At 70.5% G+C, this 15,857-nt stretch carries 15 protein-coding genes; 3 read left to right on the top strand and 12 right to left on the bottom strand.

What is annotated here, in order from left to right; genetic code table 11:
* Positions 1 to 87: 87 nt before the first annotated feature.
* The 3 genes from mmsB to chvE all read right to left on the bottom strand — a co-directional run bounded on the left by mmsB (position 88) and on the right by chvE (position 4,151).
* Positions 88 to 1,356: a multiple monosaccharide ABC transporter permease gene (gene mmsB / locus HRF36_RS00840; protein ID WP_173204851.1), complete on the bottom strand. Its 1,269-nt coding sequence runs from the start codon at positions 1,354 to 1,356 to the stop codon at positions 88 to 90.
* Positions 1,343 to 2,893, bottom strand: coding sequence for a multiple monosaccharide ABC transporter ATP-binding protein (mmsA, locus tag HRF36_RS00835; RefSeq protein WP_173204848.1), 1,551 nt, complete (start codon positions 2,891 to 2,893; stop codon positions 1,343 to 1,345). Before mmsA ends, mmsB begins: the two co-directional genes overlap by 14 nt.
* Before the next feature lie 103 nt (positions 2,894 to 2,996).
* A complete protein-coding gene (gene chvE, locus HRF36_RS00830; protein ID WP_173204845.1) occupies positions 2,997 to 4,151 on the bottom strand; it encodes a multiple monosaccharide ABC transporter substrate-binding protein in 1,155 nt (384 codons plus the stop codon).
* A gap of 470 nt (positions 4,152 to 4,621) precedes the next feature.
* Between chvE and HRF36_RS00825 the strand changes: the two genes are divergently transcribed.
* Positions 4,622 to 4,924, top strand: a complete 303-nt coding sequence (locus tag HRF36_RS00825) for a hypothetical protein (RefSeq protein ID WP_173204842.1) — start codon at positions 4,622 to 4,624, stop codon at positions 4,922 to 4,924.
* Between the two features lie 83 nt (positions 4,925 to 5,007).
* On the opposite strand, the gene HRF36_RS00820 is transcribed toward HRF36_RS00825, so the two are convergent.
* On the bottom strand, positions 5,008 to 6,063 hold the full coding sequence (locus HRF36_RS00820; protein WP_173204839.1) for an aldose 1-epimerase family protein: 1,056 nt from the start codon (positions 6,061 to 6,063) through the stop codon (positions 5,008 to 5,010).
* Positions 6,056 to 7,312, bottom strand: coding sequence for an FAD-binding protein (locus tag HRF36_RS00815; protein ID WP_173204836.1), 1,257 nt, complete (start codon positions 7,310 to 7,312; stop codon positions 6,056 to 6,058). Before HRF36_RS00815 ends, HRF36_RS00820 begins: the two co-directional genes overlap by 8 nt.
* Before the next feature lie 382 nt (positions 7,313 to 7,694).
* Here HRF36_RS00815 and HRF36_RS00810 point away from each other — a divergent pair, with 382 nt between their 5' ends.
* Positions 7,695 to 8,174 carry a hypothetical protein gene (locus HRF36_RS00810; protein WP_173204826.1) on the top strand — a complete coding sequence of 160 codons (480 nt, stop codon included), beginning with the start codon at positions 7,695 to 7,697 and terminating at the stop codon, positions 8,172 to 8,174.
* A 55-nt stretch (positions 8,175 to 8,229) separates the two neighbouring features.
* Here HRF36_RS00810 and HRF36_RS00805 read toward each other — a convergent pair whose 3' ends face one another.
* The 4 genes from HRF36_RS00805 to HRF36_RS00790 all read right to left on the bottom strand — a co-directional run bounded on the left by HRF36_RS00805 (position 8,230) and on the right by HRF36_RS00790 (position 12,415).
* Positions 8,230 to 9,648, bottom strand: coding sequence for an NtaA/DmoA family FMN-dependent monooxygenase (locus tag HRF36_RS00805; protein WP_371739944.1), 1,419 nt, complete (start codon positions 9,646 to 9,648; stop codon positions 8,230 to 8,232).
* 68 nt (positions 9,649 to 9,716) lie between these two features.
* Positions 9,717 to 10,352 (bottom strand): hypothetical protein, encoded by a 636-nt coding sequence (locus HRF36_RS00800; protein WP_173204824.1) that lies wholly within the window; start codon positions 10,350 to 10,352, stop codon positions 9,717 to 9,719.
* 37 nt (positions 10,353 to 10,389) lie between these two features.
* The gene (locus HRF36_RS00795) at positions 10,390 to 11,337 is read right to left on the bottom strand and encodes an aldo/keto reductase (RefSeq protein WP_173204822.1); all 948 of its coding nucleotides are present in this window, start codon (positions 11,335 to 11,337) and stop codon (positions 10,390 to 10,392) included.
* A gap of 103 nt (positions 11,338 to 11,440) precedes the next feature.
* Entirely contained in the window at positions 11,441 to 12,415 is a 975-nt protein-coding gene (locus HRF36_RS00790) for a D-isomer specific 2-hydroxyacid dehydrogenase family protein (RefSeq protein ID WP_173204820.1), read from the bottom strand.
* A gap of 559 nt (positions 12,416 to 12,974) precedes the next feature.
* Here HRF36_RS00790 and HRF36_RS00785 point away from each other — a divergent pair.
* Positions 12,975 to 14,033 (top strand): magnesium and cobalt transport protein CorA, encoded by a 1,059-nt coding sequence (locus HRF36_RS00785; protein WP_173204817.1) that lies wholly within the window; start codon positions 12,975 to 12,977, stop codon positions 14,031 to 14,033.
* A gap of 102 nt (positions 14,034 to 14,135) precedes the next feature.
* Here the strand turns inward: HRF36_RS00785 and HRF36_RS00780 are convergent, their stop codons facing one another.
* The 3 genes from HRF36_RS00780 to HRF36_RS00770 all read right to left on the bottom strand — a co-directional run bounded on the left by HRF36_RS00780 (position 14,136) and on the right by HRF36_RS00770 (position 15,824).
* Positions 14,136 to 14,576, bottom strand: coding sequence for an OsmC family peroxiredoxin (locus tag HRF36_RS00780; protein WP_173204814.1), 441 nt, complete (start codon positions 14,574 to 14,576; stop codon positions 14,136 to 14,138).
* Between the two features lie 65 nt (positions 14,577 to 14,641).
* A complete protein-coding gene (locus tag HRF36_RS00775) occupies positions 14,642 to 15,160 on the bottom strand; it encodes a MarR family winged helix-turn-helix transcriptional regulator (protein ID WP_173204811.1) in 519 nt (172 codons plus the stop codon).
* 91 nt (positions 15,161 to 15,251) lie between these two features.
* A complete protein-coding gene (locus HRF36_RS00770; RefSeq protein WP_173204808.1) occupies positions 15,252 to 15,824 on the bottom strand; it encodes a CGNR zinc finger domain-containing protein in 573 nt (190 codons plus the stop codon).
* Positions 15,825 to 15,857: the final 33 nt, after the last annotated feature.

The raw sequence follows: 15,857 nt of genomic DNA, 5'->3' as shown, positions 1-15,857 counted from the left end.
TGGTCGGTGCCCGCCGGGGGCGGGGAGACGAGGAGGCGCGGCTCCCGTGACCGGGAACCGCGCCTCGTCGCCGTATGGTGCGGCTCGCTACTTGCCGGACGAGGCGGCGCGACGCTTGTTGAAGACGTCGAACGCGACCGCGGCCAACAGCACGAGGCCCTTGATCAGGGACTGGTACTCGGTGCCGACGCCGAGGATCGACAGGCCGTTGTTCAGGATTCCGATGATCAGACCACCGATGATCGCGCCGGTGACCGTGCCGATACCACCCGTGACGGCCGCGCCACCGATGAAGACGGCCGCGATGGCGTCGAGCTCGAAGCCGGTCCCGGCGCTGGAGGCGGCCAGGTTCAGCTGGCTCGTGAAGACCACGCCGGCCAGGGCCGCGATGACGCCCATGTTGACGAACAACAGGAACGTGACGCGCTTGGTCTTGACGCCCGACAGCTCGGCGGCGTGGACGTTGCCACCGATCGCGTAGACGTGGCGACCGAAGACCGAGTTCTTCATCACCGTCGAGTAGACGACGACGAGCACGGCGAGGATGACCAGCACGATCGGGGTGCCCGAGTAGCTCGCGAGCAGGAATCCGACGTACATGACGAGTGCGACGGTGAAGACGAGCTTCGTCACGAACCACAGGAAGGGCTCGTCCTCGAGCTGGTACTTGCGACGCGTCGCGCGTCCGCGCAGACCGGTGCCGATGAGGGCGATCGAGGCGACGGCACCGAGGATCAGCGTGAGCGGCTCGTAGCCGGTCGTGCCGAACGCCGGCAGGAAGCCCGAGCCGATGTTGCGGAACCCCTGGGGGAACGACGAGATCTGCGTGCTCTGCAGCGCGATCTGGGCGGCACCACGGAAGGCGAGCATGCCGGCCAGGGTGACGATGAACGCCGGGATGCCGAAGTAGGCGATCCAGAAGCCCTGCCAGGCTCCGACCAGGGCGCCGAGCACGAGGCAGAGCACCACGGCCAGCGGCCAGGGCAGGCCCCACTGCGTGATCATGACGCCGGCCATCGCCCCGGTGAAGGCGACGATCGACCCGACCGAGAGGTCGATGTGGCCGGCGATGATGACCATCACCATGCCGATGGCGAGGATCAGGATGTAGCTGTTCTGGACGACCAGGTTCGACACGTTGATCGGCGCCAACGTGATGCCGTTCGTGGTGATCTGGAAGAACAGCACGATCACGATCAGCGCGATGAACAGGCCGATCTGGCGCAACTGCCCGCCGAGGTACGAGACCGCACCCGTGATGGGGTTGCCGCCCGAACCGGACTGCGGCTGACGGGAGGTGGGCGACCCGCCCGTGGGCTTCGGGTCGGTGGCCTGGGTGGGGCTAGGCGCGCTCATTGACGGGGCTCTCTCGTTCGAGGGTCATGTACTTCAGGAGGAATTCGGGGGTCGCCTCGGCGATCGGCACGTCGGCCGTGACGCTCCCCTCCGAGAGGGTGTAGATGCGGTCGCAGATGCCGAGCAGCTCGGGCAGCTCGGACGAGATGACGATGACGCCCTTGCCCGCGTCGGCGAGCTGGTTGATGATCGTGTAGATCTCGTACTTGGCACCGACGTCGATGCCGCGGGTGGGCTCGTCGAGGATGAGCACGTCGGGGTCGGCGTACATCCACTTCGACAGCACGACCTTCTGCTGGTTGCCGCCCGAGAGCTTTCCGGTCACGGCGGCCACGGTGGGCGCCTTGATGTTCATGCTCTTGCGGAACCGTTCGGCGACGGTGCTCTCTTCGGACTGGTTGACGAAGCCCCAGTTCGCGAGCTTGCCGAGGGCCGAGCCCGAGACGTTGCGGGTGATGTCGTCGATCAGGTTGAGGCCGTACTTCTTGCGGTCCTCGGTGGCGTAGGCGATGCCGGCGGCGATGGCCTTGCTGACCGTGGAGGTGTCGACCTTCTCGCCGCGCTTGTAGACCGTGCCCGAGATGCCGGTGCCGTAGCTCTTGCCGAAGACGCTCATCGCGAGTTCGGTCCGACCGGCGCCCATCAGGCCTGCGATACCGACGATCTCGCCGGCCTTCACGCTGAGGTTGGCCTGGTGGATGATCTCGCGGGTCGCGTCCAGGGGGTGGTGGACGGTCCAGTCCTCGACGCGCAGCAACTCCTCGCCGATCGTGGACTCGTGGGCCGGGTACCGGCTCTCGAGGTCGCGGCCGACCATGCCCTTGATGATGCGGTCCTCGGACACCTCGCCGGCATGCATGTCGAGGGTCTCGATCGTCTTGCCGTCACGGATGATCGTGACCTTGTCGGCGATCGCCTTGATCTCGTTCAGCTTGTGGCTGATGATGATCGACGTGATGCCCTGACCCTGCAGGCTCTTGATCAGGTCGAGCAGGTGGGCCGAGTCGTCGTCGTTGAGGGCGGCGGTCGGCTCGTCGAGGATGAGGATCTTCACGCGCTTCGAGAGCGCCTTCGCGATCTCGACCAGCTGCTGCTTGCCGACTCCGATGTCGACCACCTTGGTGATCGGGTTGTCGCGCAGGCCGACGCGGGCCAGCAGGCCGGCGGCGTCGAGGTTGGTCTTGTTCCAGTCGATGAAGCCGCCCTTGGACTGTTCGTTGCCGAGGAAGATGTTCTCGGCGATCGACAGGAAGGGGCTGAGAGCGAGCTCTTGGTGGATGATGACGACGCCGGCGGCCTCGGAGTCGTTGATGTTCTTGAAGTCGACGGGCTGACCGTCGAGCAGGATCTGCCCGTCGAACGAGCCGCTCGGGTAGACGCCCGAGAGCACCTTCATCAGTGTCGACTTGCCGGCGCCGTTCTCGCCGCAGATCGCGTGGACCTGGCCGCGCTCGACCTCGAGCGTGACGTCCTGCAGGGCCTTGACGCCGGGGAACGTCTTGGTGATCTCCCGCATCTCGAGGATCGTGTTCGCCACGTGTTCCTTCTTCCGTGTGTCGGGTGGGTGCCGCTGGGGAGCAGAGAAACGAGGAGGCGCTGGTCGGCGACCGGCGCCTCCTCGGTTCTCGCAGGGGAGGGACCTACTTGAGGTCGGCCTCGGTGTAGTAGCCGCTGTCGATCAGGACCTCTTTGTAGTTGTCCTTGGTGACGATGGTCGGCTGGAAGAGGAAGGTCGGGACGACCTTCTCGCCGTTGTCGTACGTCTTGTCGTCGTTCGTCTCGGGCGTCTTGCCGGTGAGGAGGTCGTCGGCCATGATCACGGACTGGTCGGCGAGCTGACGGGTGTCCTTGTAGATGGTCGAGTACTGCTGACCCTCGACGATCGACTTGACCGAGGCGGCCTCGGCGTCCTGACCGGTGATGACGGGCAGGGCGTCACTGGCGTAGCCGGCGCCCTCGAGCGCCGAGATGATGCCGATCGAGATGCCGTCGTAGGGCGAGAGCACGCCGTCGAGCTTGGTGCCGCTCGAGTAGGTCGACGCGATCAGGTTCTGCATGCGCGCCTTGGCGGTGGCGGGGTCCCACTGCTGCGTCGCGGCCTGCGTGAACTCGGTCTGACCGGAGCCGATCGTCAGCGAGCCGTCTTCGATGTAGGGCTTGAGGGTGTCCATCGCGCCGTTGAAGAAGAAGGTGGCGTTGTTGTCGTCGGGGCTGCCGGCGAAGACCTCGATGGTCTTGGGCGAGGCGCCGTCGACCTTCTTGCCGTCGGCGTCGGCGAGGCCGAGACCGGTCAGCAGGCTGGTGCCCTGGTCGACGCCGACCTTGTAGTTGTCGAACGAGACGTAGTAGTCGACGTTCTCGTTGCCCGTCAGCAGACGGTCGTACGAGATGACCTTGATGCCGGCCTTGGCGGCCGAGTCGAGCTGGTCGCTGAGCGAGCCACCGTCGATCGAGGCGACGATGAGGACCTTCGCGCCCTTGGTGATCATGTTGCTGATCTGCTGGACCTGCTGGGGGATCTTGTTGTCGGCGTACTCGAGGTCGACCTTGTAGCCCTTGTCTTCCAGGGCGCTCTTGACGGCGTCGCCGTCCTTGATCCAGCGCTCGGACACCTTGGTGGGCATCGCGACGCCGACCAGCGCACCGGCGTTGTCGCCGCTGCTGCTGCCGCCGGCGTCACCGCCGCGTCCGCCGCCGCCGCCGGAGCAGGCGGCCAGGGAGAATGCCATGCCGACGGCGACGATGCCGACGAGGAGCTTTTTCTTCACGGTTGTTCCATTCGTGTCAGGTGTCATCTCGACGGCGTCGTCGATGACGGGTGATGGTGCTGTGGAGGGATCTCGGTGGTGCTGGCACTCGACGGCTCGGGTGGCCGGGGACGCGCCGGGCCGACGGGTGCGCGAGGGCCGCCCGTCGGGGCTGAGGGGACGTCAGGCCGGAGCGGCGGCGAGGAGGCGCGGGGCCGGTGACGTGCGGACGACCGGTCGAGTGACCGGGCGGCGGGGGGAGGAGCTGTTCACGGTTGACCTCTTCGTCAGGAAACGTGTGGCTGGGGGTGTCGCAGGGTGGAGCGCGATGGTGCGTCCCGAGGACGGGCGAGCGCTGACTTGAGAATGTGAGCGCTCACATCGAGTGGTGCTGGGCAATAGTGAACGAGATGCAGGTGCTTGTCAAGTCGGATCACGCCTGGCGTGTCGCGAGAGGTTTTACACGTTCGCCACACACCGTTCACACGCCTGCACGATCGTCACGACACAGTGTGGCCATGATCACCGCGACCGCGACCGTCCACACGGCGTACGACGCCGCCGGCCTGTTCTGGTTGTCGCGACGCCTGCTGGCCGAGCACCGGACGGCGCGGGTCGAGGTGGGCCAGTACCTCGTGCAGCTCGCCGACGCCGGAACCGTGCTGCTCACCGAGCTGAGCGACACGCTGCGGTTCGACGTCGTCGTCCGGGACGAGCTGGCCGCACGCCGCACCCGCCGGGCGCTCGAGGCCGCCCTCGAGCGCTGCTCGCCCGGCACGGTCTCGGCCATGACCTGGCAGACCGAATCCGTCACCGCGTAAGGGCGGCCAGCGCGACACCCCTGAACCAGCACGACACCCCGGGATCGTGGGGTGTCGCGCCGGTGCGGGGGTGTCGCGCCGCACTAGAAGGCGGTGATTGTCCAGCTGGCCGTGTGGGCCTCGCCGGGCTCGAGCAGCACGAGGTCGTCGCCCGAGTTGAAGGCGTCGGGCGGGCAGGTCATCGGCTCGACGGCCAGGCCGATGCGGTCGTTCCGGGGCTCGGGGCGGTCGGCGGTGTGCACCTGCACCCAGGGCAGCTCGACACCCCAGGACATCGCGACACCGTGCCCGTCCCGCGCGGTGACCGTGGCGGTGACCCGCGCCTCCTGATCGGGGTCGTGCGAGGCAAAGGCGCCGTCGACCTCGGCGAACGCGAGCTCGGTGAAGGCATGGTCGACGAAGAGGTCGCCGATGGCGTGCCCCTCACGGAAGTCGAAGCCGTCGCGGTCGCCGACCGGCCGGGTGCCCACGGGCACCAGCCGGTCGTCGGTCACCTCGAGGTAGCGCGCGGCCGGCAGCCTGAACGTCCAGTCGTCGACCCGGCCCTCGCCCGCGACGAGGTACGGGTGCGGAGCGGTGCCGTAGGGGGCGATGCCCGTCCCGGCGTTGCAGGCCGTGACGGTCGTGGTGAGCCCGTCGTCGGTCAGCTCGTAGACCACCGACAGCGCCAGCCGCCACGGGTAGCCGTCGCTCGGCGCGAGCACGAACGAGGCCGAGGCCCGTGCGGCCTGGGCCTGATCGATCGTCCAGTCGGCCCAGTGCGCCAGTCCGTGCAGGGCGTGGCCGCGTTCGACCTCGTTAAGCGGCAACTGGTGCTCGGCGCCGTCGCGCTCGTAGCGCCCGTCGGTCACGCGGTTGGGCCACGGGGCGAGCAGGGCACCACGGAAGCCGGGGCGCACCTCATCGGCGGCGAACGGCACGACCAGGTCGCGGCCCTCGAAGGTGAGTGTGCGCAGCGTGGCACCCACACCGGCGATCTCGGCGCGGTAGCCGCCCCGCTCGAGCACGACCTGCGCACCCGACACGGGCAGCGGCGAGGTCACGAGCCGGACGGTCGGCGGCGCGCCCGGTGCGGGCGTAACGACGGGGGGCGTGCTGCCGGGCGTCGGCACCGACGCGACGGGGGTGGGCTCAGACATGGGCAGGCTCTCCGAGGACGGAAGCGGACAGGAAGGGGTTGCGGAAGCGCCCCTCGGGGTCGACCGCCTCGACGTGGGCGGCGAAGTCGCCGAGACGCGGGTACACCCGGCGCAGTTCGGCGTGCGTGGCGGTCGAGACCTTGCCCCAGTGCGGGCGGGCGTCGAAGGCGCCGAGCACCCGCTCGATCTCGGGCAGGACGGCGAGCACCTCGTCCGGTCGGCGGTGCCAGGTGAAGTGGAAGGCCACGCTCTGCCGTCCGCCGCTCGGGCTGATCCAGGCGTCGTCGGGGGCGATCGTGCGGATCTCGCTGACCATCAGCACATCGGCGAAGGTGTGCGCGATGCCCCGCAGCCCCTCGATCGCGGCCGCGGCGTGCTCGGCGGGGATCAGGAACTCGCTCTGGATCTCTTCTCCGGCACTCGGCGTGAAGTCGAACCGGAAGTGCGGCAGACGCTCCAGCCACGGGCCGGCCACGCCACCCTGCCGGGTCACGGCCGCGGTCTCGGCACCGGGGATCATGTGCGTGGTCGCGTCGGCCCGGACCGCGCCGAGCTCGCGCAGGTCGAGGCCGGCCTCGTCGCCGACCCGGTGCTTCGACCAGACCTGGTCCACCCCGTCGCCGTCGTAGCGCGTGAAGAAGCTCAGGCTGTAGGCGCTGGCGAGCACGGCGTCGAGGTGCTCGAGGGCGGCTGCCCACGGCAGGTGCTCGTGGATGGTCTGCTCGACGTCGAAGGTGGGCACCGTGTCGAGTTCGAGGGTCGTGACGACGCCCACGGCGCCGAGCGAGACGACGGAGGCGCCGAACGCGTCGTCACCGCGACGGACGGTCTCGAGGCTGCCGTCGGCACGGACCAGCTCGACGGCGCGGACGCCGGCCGACAGGGCGGGGTTGCCGACGCCGGAGCCGTGCGTGCCGGTCTGGACCGCACCGGCCACCGAGATGTGCGGTAGCGAGGCGAGGTTGTGGAGCGCGAGACCGCGATGCTGCAGCTCGCCGGCGAGGGCCGCGTGAGTCGTGCCGGCGCCGACACGGACCGTGCCAGCGGCCGAGTCGATCTCGACGGGGGTGCCGAGCGCGTCGAGCGAGACGAGGGTGCCGTCCGTGTCGGCCACCCGGTTGAACGAGTGACGCGAGCCCAGGGCCTTGACGCGACGACTGCCGGTGACGACGTCACGCAGTTCGTCGAGGCTCGTGGGGCGACGCAGGTCGGTGGTCGAGTACTCGACGTTGGCGGCCCAGTTCTGCATGGAGACTCCTTCGGCTCGGGGTGCTCCGTCGAGTCTAGGCGAGCCTCGCGGCCAGGAGTGAGCGCTCACTCGGCGCGCAGCCCGAGCGAGATGTCACGACGTGCCGCTCAGGAAAGTAGGTGAGCGGCAGGTCGTGACATCTCGGCTCAGGTGGCGTCGTCACCACGTGCGCGAGCCCGGCGAGGCCGAGGTCGATCCTCGGCCTCGTCCCCCGAGCCGCGTCCCCCGGACTGGGGACCGCTCCACCCCCCGTACTGGGTGACCGAGCCCGGTTGTCCCCCACGCCCGGGTGCGGTTCGCTGGACGGAGCCGTTCGAGGACCACGTCGACGACGACACGATCGCGAACGACACCACGACTGACTTCAGGGGAACAGCACACGATGGACACCGCAGAGCCCGACACCGGACGCCCCGGCACGACCGACCCCTCGGATGCCGCGACCACGCTCGACCCCACCGCGACCGCCCTGCCCGCCCCGGCGACGGCGACCCGCGTGCGCCGCGTGCGCCGCGAGCGCACCACCCGGCTGAGTCGGCCCGCCGCCTTCGTGCTGTCGTGGCTCGAGCTGCCCAACGACGGCAGCGACCCGACCCTGCCCCTCGGCACCTGCCTGGTGCTCCGCGCGGTCGGACGACCGGTGCGTGACGTGCTCGTCGACCTGCCCGGCGGGCCGGTCCGGGGCCGCGACAAGCTGCGCCCCGGGGCCCCGCTGGGCATCGCGACACCGGTCGAGCTCGACGCGCTGACCGCCCTCGGCACCGTCTTCGTGGAGTGGTCCGACGCCCACGGCGTCAGCCGGACCACGTGGCTGCGCATCCCGCCGGTCCCCGCGCGGTACCGCAGCCCCGCCGCGCACTGAGACGCCCCGCGGCTCGACGGGAGCCGAGAGCCCGGCCGCGCCGCGCCTCCTGGGCTCAGCGTCGGTAGGCGGCCGCCGGATGCGTCCCGGGCAACCGGGGCCCACCGCCGGTCAACCGCTCCCGCAACGTCTCGCCGGGCACGTACGCCTCGCGCAGCCGACCGCGACGACGCAGTTCGGGCACGATCAGCTCGACGAAGTCGGCCAGCGTGTCGAACGAGTGGTACTGACGCAGGTTGATGCCGTCGATTCCCTCGTCGTCGAGCCAGCGCTCGATGGCGTCGGCCACGACCGTGGGCGTACCCGCGACGAAGAACGTCCCGCCCCAGGCCTCGTCGACCGAGTCGATCAGCTGCCCCACCGTGATGTCGAGCGGGAGCGCCGCGGCTCCCGGGTGGTCGAGCCGACCCTCGGCCTCGAGCGCCTCGCGAACCGTCCGGTCGCGGGGGTGCGACGGGGCGTCGAACGGGATGCTGCGGTGGACCAGCTTGCCCTGCTCGCTGGCGAAGGAACGGTAGAGCGCGAGCTTCTCGGTGACGACCTCGTCGGTCTCTCCCGTGATGATGCCGGCCTGGACGATGAACGACACGTCGTCCGCAGAGCGTCCGGCCGCGACGGCCGCCTCGCGCGTGGCGGCGCCGACCGCCCGGACGGCGGGCCCGCCGGTGAAGACGACCTCGGCGTTGCGAGCCGCCTGCTCGACGCCCTTCGGCGACGCGGTGGCCAGGAAGAGCACGGGCGTGCGCTGCGGCGACGGCTCGCTGAGGTGCGGCCCGGCGACCCGGAAGTGCTCGCCGACGTGGACGATCGCGTGGACCTTGGCCGGGTCGGTGTAGACGCCCGAACCGGGCTCGAGGCCGTCGGCCGTGGGGTCGGCGACGACGGCGTCGTCCTCCCACGAGCCCTCCCACAGCTTGTAGAGCACGTCGAGGTACTCGGCGGCGCGGGCGTAGCGCTCGGCCTTGGGGATCTCGGCGTCGAGGCCGAAGTTCCGCGCGGCGTTGGGGAGGTACGACGTGACGACGTTCCAGCCGACGCGCCCCTTCGTGAGGTGGTCGAGCGTCGACATGCGCCGCGCGAAGGCGAAGGGCGGCTCGTAGCTCGTCGAGAACGTGATGCCGAAGCCGAGGTGCTCGGTCACCGCGGCCATGGCGGGCACGACCATCATCGGGTCGTTGTTCGGCGCCTGGATGCCCTCGAGCAGGGCAGGCGCCGGGCTGTCGCCGAACACGTCGTAGGCACCGAGCACGTCGGCGATGAAGATCGCGTCGAAACCACCCCGTTCGGCCAGGCGGGCCAGTTCGAGCCAGTAGGCGAGGTCCTTGTACTCGCTGCGGTGGTTGTGCGGCAACCGCCAGAGTCCGTGCGTGATGTGCCCGACGCAGTTCATCTCGAAGAGGTTGAGGATCAGCCTCTTCTTCGTGGTGGGAACGGCGGCGGACGTCACGGGCGCGGGGGTGTCTGCGGTGCTCACCGTCCTACTGTGCCGCACCGCGCCTCCTCGTCACCCGGGCGGTGACGCCGTGTTGCACGGCGGCGGGGTCAGCGCTCGCGGATCGTCGTCGTGACGTCGACGAGGCTGGGGTCGGCGGGCGCCGAGCCGAAGCCGAAGCGGACGGGCGGGTCGAGCGGGGCCAGCGACCCGAGGGGTCGGCCGTCGAGACGCGCGTCGACCGCGACGACGCGGCGGGCGAGCGTCACGCCGTAGTACTCACGACGGCCGCCACCCGCCGTGCCCGCGGTGCGGGCCCCGGGGACGAGCAGCCGGGCGACCGGGTCGATCACCGTGAGCCAGCCGGGTCGGGTCGCGAACGCCCGGGGCACGAGTCGCAGCAGCCACCCGAGCGGCGACACGGGCCCGATCTCGAGCGACAGGTCGAGCACGTCGCCACCGGCCGCGTCGGGGCCGGCCGAGACCCGCAACGTCCGGTCGACGCCCCACCACGACACGGGCTGCACCCGCACCTCGTCGAACGAGTAGGTCGAGGACACGTAGTCGGCGACGGCCTGCGACGGGGCCAACAACGTGCGATGACCGTCGGCGTCCTCGACCATCACGTCGACGAAGCGGCCGAGCGGCGAATGGTTCCACAGCCCCACGACGACACGCGTCCCGGAGGTCGTGCCGAAGCCGGCGATGCGTCCGTGAAACCGCTGGTCGGGGGTCGCGCTGCTCATCGCTCGACCGTACGCCGACGGTGCTGCGCGGGAGGCCCTAGGCCGGGACGCGGGCCGAGACGGTCTCGAGGGCGGCGAGTTCGGCGGCGCTGAGGGCCACGCTCGCACTCGCGAGCAAGGCGGGCAGCTGCTCGAGGGTGCGGGCGCTGGCGATCGGGGCGACGACGCGGGGCTGGGCCTGCAGCCAGGCGAGGGCGATCGTGGCGATCTCGACCTGGTGCGAGCTCGCGATGTCGCGCAGGGCGGCCACGACCTCGAGCCCCTCGTCGCTGAAGTAGCCCTCGACGTTGCCGCTGCGGGCTCCGGCGATGTCGTCGCGGGTCTGGTACTTGCCCGTCAGGAAGCCCGCGGCGAGCGATAAGTACGGGGTGACCCCGAGCTGGTTCAGGGCGGCGAGCGGTGCCAGGTCACGCTCGTATACCTCGCGGGTGACGAGGTTGTAGTGCGGCTGCAGCGCGACCGGGGCGGCGAACCCCTCGCGGCGGGCGATCTCGATCCACTCGGTGATGCGCTCGGGCGAGAAGTTCGAGATGCCGACGTGCCGCACCTTGCCGGCCTTCTGCAGGGCGTCGAAGGCGCCGAGGGTCTCGGCGAGGTCGTCCCCGGTGTCGAAGTGCGCCCAGTAGAGGTCGATGTGGTCGGTCTGCAGGCGGGTCAGCGAGGCGTCGGCCGCGGCGGCGACGTTGGCGGCGCCGAGCCCGGGGAACTCGGGGTGCTGACTGACCTTGGTGCCGATCACGACCTCGTCACGACGGGAGGCGCCTCCCTGGGCGAGCCAGGTGCCGATCACGGTCTCGGACTCGCCGCCGGAGTTGCCCTCGGCCCAGGCCGAGTACACGTCGGCCGTGTCGACGAAGTTGCCGCCGCCGGCGACGAAGGCGTCGAGCACCGAGTGCGACTCGGCCTCGTCGCTGGTCCAGCCGAAGGTGTTGCCGCCGAGGGCGAGGGGAAAGACGTCGAGGTCGGATGTTCCGATGAGGGGCATGCGGGGGTTCCTTTCGCGAACGTCGCGTCGGGTCGGCGCGGCGACTACCCAGGTCTAACGCGTCGGGTGCGACTTCGTTCCCAGGTCGGCACCCCGGGCCGGGTCAGTAGCCCTGCTCGACGTCGACGACGCCCTCGGGGTCGCCACCCTCGGCGAGCGCCACGATGTTCGCTTCGACCCGGGCCTGGAACAACGGCTCGGTCATCGCGTTGGTGTTGGCCTGGTGCGGGGTGATCAGGGCACGCGGCTCGGCCCAGAGCGGGTGGCCGTCGGGCAACGGCTCGGGGTCGACCACGTCGAGGCCGGCGGCACCGATCCGCCCCTCGGCGAGCGCCGTGACGAGCGCGTCGGTGTCGACGAGCGGGCCCCGGGCGATGTTGACCAGCACGGCGGTGCGCTTCATGGCGGCGAACTCGTCGGCGCCCAGCAGGCTGCGGGTGCCACCGGTCAGGGCCGCCGCGACGACGACCACGTCGCTCGTCGGCAGCACCTCGGCGAGACGGTCGACGGTGACCGTGCGGTGGGCTCCGGGCACGGCCTCGTCGGTCCGGCGCACCATCGTGACCTCGACGTCGAACGGCCGCAGCAGGCGCAGCAGCTCGGTGCCGATGCCGCCGGCCCCGACGATGGTGACGGTCGCCCCGTTCAACGAGATGCCGCGCTGCTCACGCTCCCACGAGGAGGCGCGGGCCCTGATCTGCAGGGAGCGCAGCGTGGCCAGCGTCAGGGCCAGGGCGTGCTCGGCCACGGGTGCGCTGTAGGCACCCTTCGCACTGGTGAAGACGAGCCCCTCGCGGGCGGTGGCCTCCATGGTCTCGACGTACGCGTCGACGCCGGCGCTCGGCAGCTGGACGAGGCGCACGCCCGGGTTCCGCTCGATCGCCGTGCGCAGCTCGTCCTGGTCGACGCGGCCGCCGACGACGATCACCTCGGTCTCGTCACCGAGCTCGACCAGGCGGGCGTCGGTCGCGTCCACCGCCCGCTTCGCGGGCGCGACACCCCAGGTGTCGCCCGAGGCCCCCTCGGAGTCGGCGGTGGCGGAGGCGACGGGCAGGACGGAGACGGCGACGGTGCTCATCCGTCCACCGTATCGATCCGGTCACGAACACGACTCAGGCTCGTGTCTTGCCCTCCCCGGTGGCAGAGTGGCGCCGTCTGCCGGTCGCGAAACCCGATCGTGGACACGGGGAGGCACGGGTCAACGGCGACACGCGCCTCCTTCCCCGAGGTCTCGCCCACCCGGTCGACCACCGCTGCCCACGGGGGTACGCTGTCCCACGGCCCACGAGGGCCCACGGCCCGTCCGGGCCCGGCGGCAGCACGACGGAAGGCAGGTGAGCGGCGATGGCTGGTGACAGTACTGGCGCCCCGCGGCATCCCTCCGTGGTCGCGCCGTCCACATCGCTCGTCTGAGCGGCGTCCCCGACCGACCACGAGCGATGCCCACGGGCACCGACGTCTCCCGTCGACGCGCGTCGTCGACGACTCAGCACCCCCGGTGTCGTGTCGTCGCCCGTGTGCGTCGCCCCCGGCCCCCACCGCGCACCCGTCGCCCGCACGGCTGTCGTGACCACCACCGCCACGACACCGTCCTTCGACGGACGGCCGTCGCACCACGAACGACAGGAGCGCAGACCATGGCACTCATCGACAACGGCATCTACGTCGCAGGGCACCGCACCGACAGCCCGGCGAACCTCGACGAGACGTTCGAGCTGCTGCACGAGCACCAGGGCATGGCCTGGATCGGCCTCTACCGCGCCGACCCCGACGAGGTGCGCTCCATCGCGCAGGAGTTCGACCTGCACCCGCTCGCCGTCGAGGACGCGCTGAAGGGTCACCAGCGGGCCAAGCTCGAGCGCTTCGGCGAGACGCTCTTCGTCGTGCTCCGCTCGGCCCGCTACCTCGACGCCGAGGAGACGGTCGAGTTCGGCGAGGTGCACGTGTTCGTCGGACCGGGCTTCGTCATCACGATCCGGCACGCCGAGAACCCCGACCTCGGCCGCGTGCGCCGCCGTCTCGAGTCGAACCCCGAGCTGCTCGCCCTCGGCCCCGAGGCGGTGCTCTACGCCGTGCTCGACCAGGTGGTGGACGGCTACGGCCCGGTCGTCGCCGGCATCGAGAAGGACATCGACGAGATCGAGGACGAGCTCTTCGGCGGCGACCCCGAGGTGTCGCGACGCATCTACGAGCTGCTCCGCGAGGTGATCAGCTTCCAGCGCGCGACGAGCCCGCTGCGCGGCATGCTCGAGAACCTGCTGCGCGGCTCGGACAAGTACGGCGTCGACGTCGAGCTGCAACGTTCGCTGCGCGACGTGCTCGACCACGTCCTGCGGATCGGCGAGCGCGCCGACACGTTCCGGGCCCTGCTCGAGAACGCCCTGACGGTGCACTCGACGCTCGTCACCCAGGCGCAGAACGACGAGATGCGACGGTTGTCCGAGGCCGGGCTCGCCCAGAACGAGGAGACCCGACGTCTGTCCGAGGTCGGCCTGCAGCAGAACGACGAGGTCAAGAAGATCTCGGGCTGGGCGGCCATCCTCTTCGCACCGACCCTCGTCGGCGGCGTCTACGGCATGAACTTCGACAACATGCCCGAACTGCATTGGCAGTTCGGCTACCCGATGGCGGTCGCCGCGATGGTCGCCGTGGGCGCCAGCATCTGGGGTGTCTTCAAGTGGAAGAAGTGGCTCTGACGTCACGGTCCGACAGGGCCCGGACGCAGAGGACGCAGGAGGCGCGGGTCGGGTGACCCGCGCCTCCTGCGTCCTCGGGCGGTGCGGTGCTGCGGCTCGGGCCTACGCCTCGAGAGCGGCGTCGAGGGTGATCTCGACGCCGGTCAGGGCCTTCGAGACCGGGCAGGTCTCCTTGGCGTTCCGGGCGGCCTCGAGGAAGCCGGCCTCGTCGATGCCGGAGACCTCGCCACGGACGGTGAGGGCGATGCCGGTGAGCTTGAAGCCGCCGGCCGAGTCCGGGCCGAGCGAGACGTCGGCCTTGACGTCGAGGGCCTCGACGGTGCCGCCGGCTTCGCCGAGGACGGCCGAGAACTGCATGGCGTAGCAGGCCGAGTGGGCCGCGGCGAGCAGCTCTTCGGGGCTGGTGGCGCCGTTGGCGTCGTCGGCGGCGCGCTTGGGGAACGACACGTCGTAGGTGCCGAGCTTCGAGCTCGACAGTTCGACCTGGCCTTCGCCGGTCTCCAGGCTGCCGTTCCAGGCGGTACGTGAGGTGCGAGTGGGCATGTGGTGCTCTCTTTCGTGTGGGCGGCGTCGCGATGACGCCGGACGGGGTAGGGGAATCGGGTGGGTCAGCGTGGCTGGTCTGCGAGGGCCGGGGTGGTGACGGTCGCGGCGACGACGGCCGCGGCGGTGTCCGCCCGGACGGAGGCGGCGAGCGCGGCGATGTCGGCCCGGAGGGCCTGGAGGTCGGTGAGTTCGAGGCCGGTGGCTCCGCAGATCTGGTCGGCGAAGCCCGCGGCCTGCTCGCGGAGGGCTGCCCCGGCGTCGGTCAGGGCGACGTCGACCGTTCGCTCATCGGCGACGGACCGCGTGCGCGTCAGCAGCCCGTGGGCCTCGAGCCGCTTGAGCAGGGGCGACAACGTGCCCGACTCGAGCTGGAGCTGCTGGCCGAGCTCGGAGACCGTGGTCGGGCCGCCCTGCCACAGGACGAGGAGCACGAGGTACTGCGGATAGGTGAGCCCGAGCGGCGTGAGCAGGTCGCGGTAGCGGGCCGTGACGGCCCGGGACGCGTTGTAGAGCGCGAAGCAGATCTGCTCGTCGAGCACGGGCGTCGGGCCCGGGGTCGTCGTGTCGGCTGCGGCGGTCATGTCTGCGACCGTAGCACGTCGTGCACGATTTAGTTGTGCACAACTTTTCTCGGGGGACGAGGCGAGGTGGTCGGAACGAGTGGCAGACGCGTCAGTCGGCGTCGGCGTCGGCGTCGGCGTCGGACCGGCGCTCGCGGAAGGCGATCATGTTGACGCGGTTGCCGCACCGGACGCTGCAGAACCGCTTCGACCCGTTGCGGGACAGGTCGACGAAGACCCCCGCGCAGTCGTCCGCGGCACAGGCCCGCAGTCGGCCGGTCTCGTCGGTGCGGATCACGTCGACCAGGGCCAGGGCCGACTCCACGCGGATGCGATCCGCCAGGGGCGCGTCGTCGCTCGTCGCGTGCAGGTGCCAGTCGAGGGAGTCGTGACGCACGAGCCGGGGTGACGAGACACTGTCGGCCAGCATGCGGTTGACCTCGGCGGCCAGAGGGTCGCGCTCGAGGGTCCAGATGCGCCGCAGCTCGGCCCGGACCCCCTGAACCGAAGCCAGCTCGGCGTCGTCGCGGTCGAAGCGACCGGAGAAGGCGAACGAGTCGAGCAGGGCCTGCAGCTCGGCCCGGGACGAGAGCTCGTCGTCGCCGGAACGACTCGCGCCCGCCCCGGTGTTGACCAGGGCGACATTGAACTCGAGAACGTCTTCGGTGTCAGGGGCGAAATGCAAGTTGACTCCTTATAAGGCGCAGTCTTACGCTCG

Source organism: Frigoribacterium sp. VKM Ac-2836, from assembly GCF_013248995.1.
Classification (GTDB): Bacteria; Actinomycetota; Actinomycetes; order Actinomycetales; family Microbacteriaceae; genus Frigoribacterium.
This window is presented reverse-complemented; position numbering and strand designations above follow the sequence as displayed.

Excerpts from the sequence above, each read along its gene's own strand:
- HRF36_RS00790 (WP_173204820.1), bottom strand. The coding sequence starts at position 12,415 with ATGAGCACCGTCGCCGTCTCCGTCCTGCCCGTCGCCTCCGCCACCGCC.
- chvE (WP_173204845.1), bottom strand. The coding sequence starts at position 4,151 with ATGACACCTGACACGAATGGAACAACCGTGAAGAAAAAGCTCCTCGTC.
- HRF36_RS00800 (WP_173204824.1), bottom strand. The coding sequence starts at position 10,352 with ATGAGCAGCGCGACCCCCGACCAGCGGTTTCACGGACGCATCGCCGGC.
- HRF36_RS00785 (WP_173204817.1), top strand. The coding sequence starts at position 12,975 with ATGGCACTCATCGACAACGGCATCTACGTCGCAGGGCACCGCACCGAC.
- mmsB (WP_173204851.1), bottom strand. The coding sequence starts at position 1,356 with ATGAGCGCGCCTAGCCCCACCCAGGCCACCGACCCGAAGCCCACGGGC.
- HRF36_RS00775 (WP_173204811.1), bottom strand. The coding sequence starts at position 15,160 with ATGACCGCCGCAGCCGACACGACGACCCCGGGCCCGACGCCCGTGCTC.
- HRF36_RS00810 (WP_173204826.1), top strand. The coding sequence starts at position 7,695 with ATGGACACCGCAGAGCCCGACACCGGACGCCCCGGCACGACCGACCCC.
- HRF36_RS00780 (WP_173204814.1), bottom strand. The coding sequence starts at position 14,576 with ATGCCCACTCGCACCTCACGTACCGCCTGGAACGGCAGCCTGGAGACC.
- HRF36_RS00825 (WP_173204842.1), top strand. The coding sequence starts at position 4,622 with ATGATCACCGCGACCGCGACCGTCCACACGGCGTACGACGCCGCCGGC.
- HRF36_RS00795 (WP_173204822.1), bottom strand. The coding sequence starts at position 11,337 with ATGCCCCTCATCGGAACATCCGACCTCGACGTCTTTCCCCTCGCCCTC.
- HRF36_RS00815 (WP_173204836.1), bottom strand. The coding sequence starts at position 7,312 with ATGCAGAACTGGGCCGCCAACGTCGAGTACTCGACCACCGACCTGCGT.
- HRF36_RS00820 (WP_173204839.1), bottom strand. The coding sequence starts at position 6,063 with ATGTCTGAGCCCACCCCCGTCGCGTCGGTGCCGACGCCCGGCAGCACG.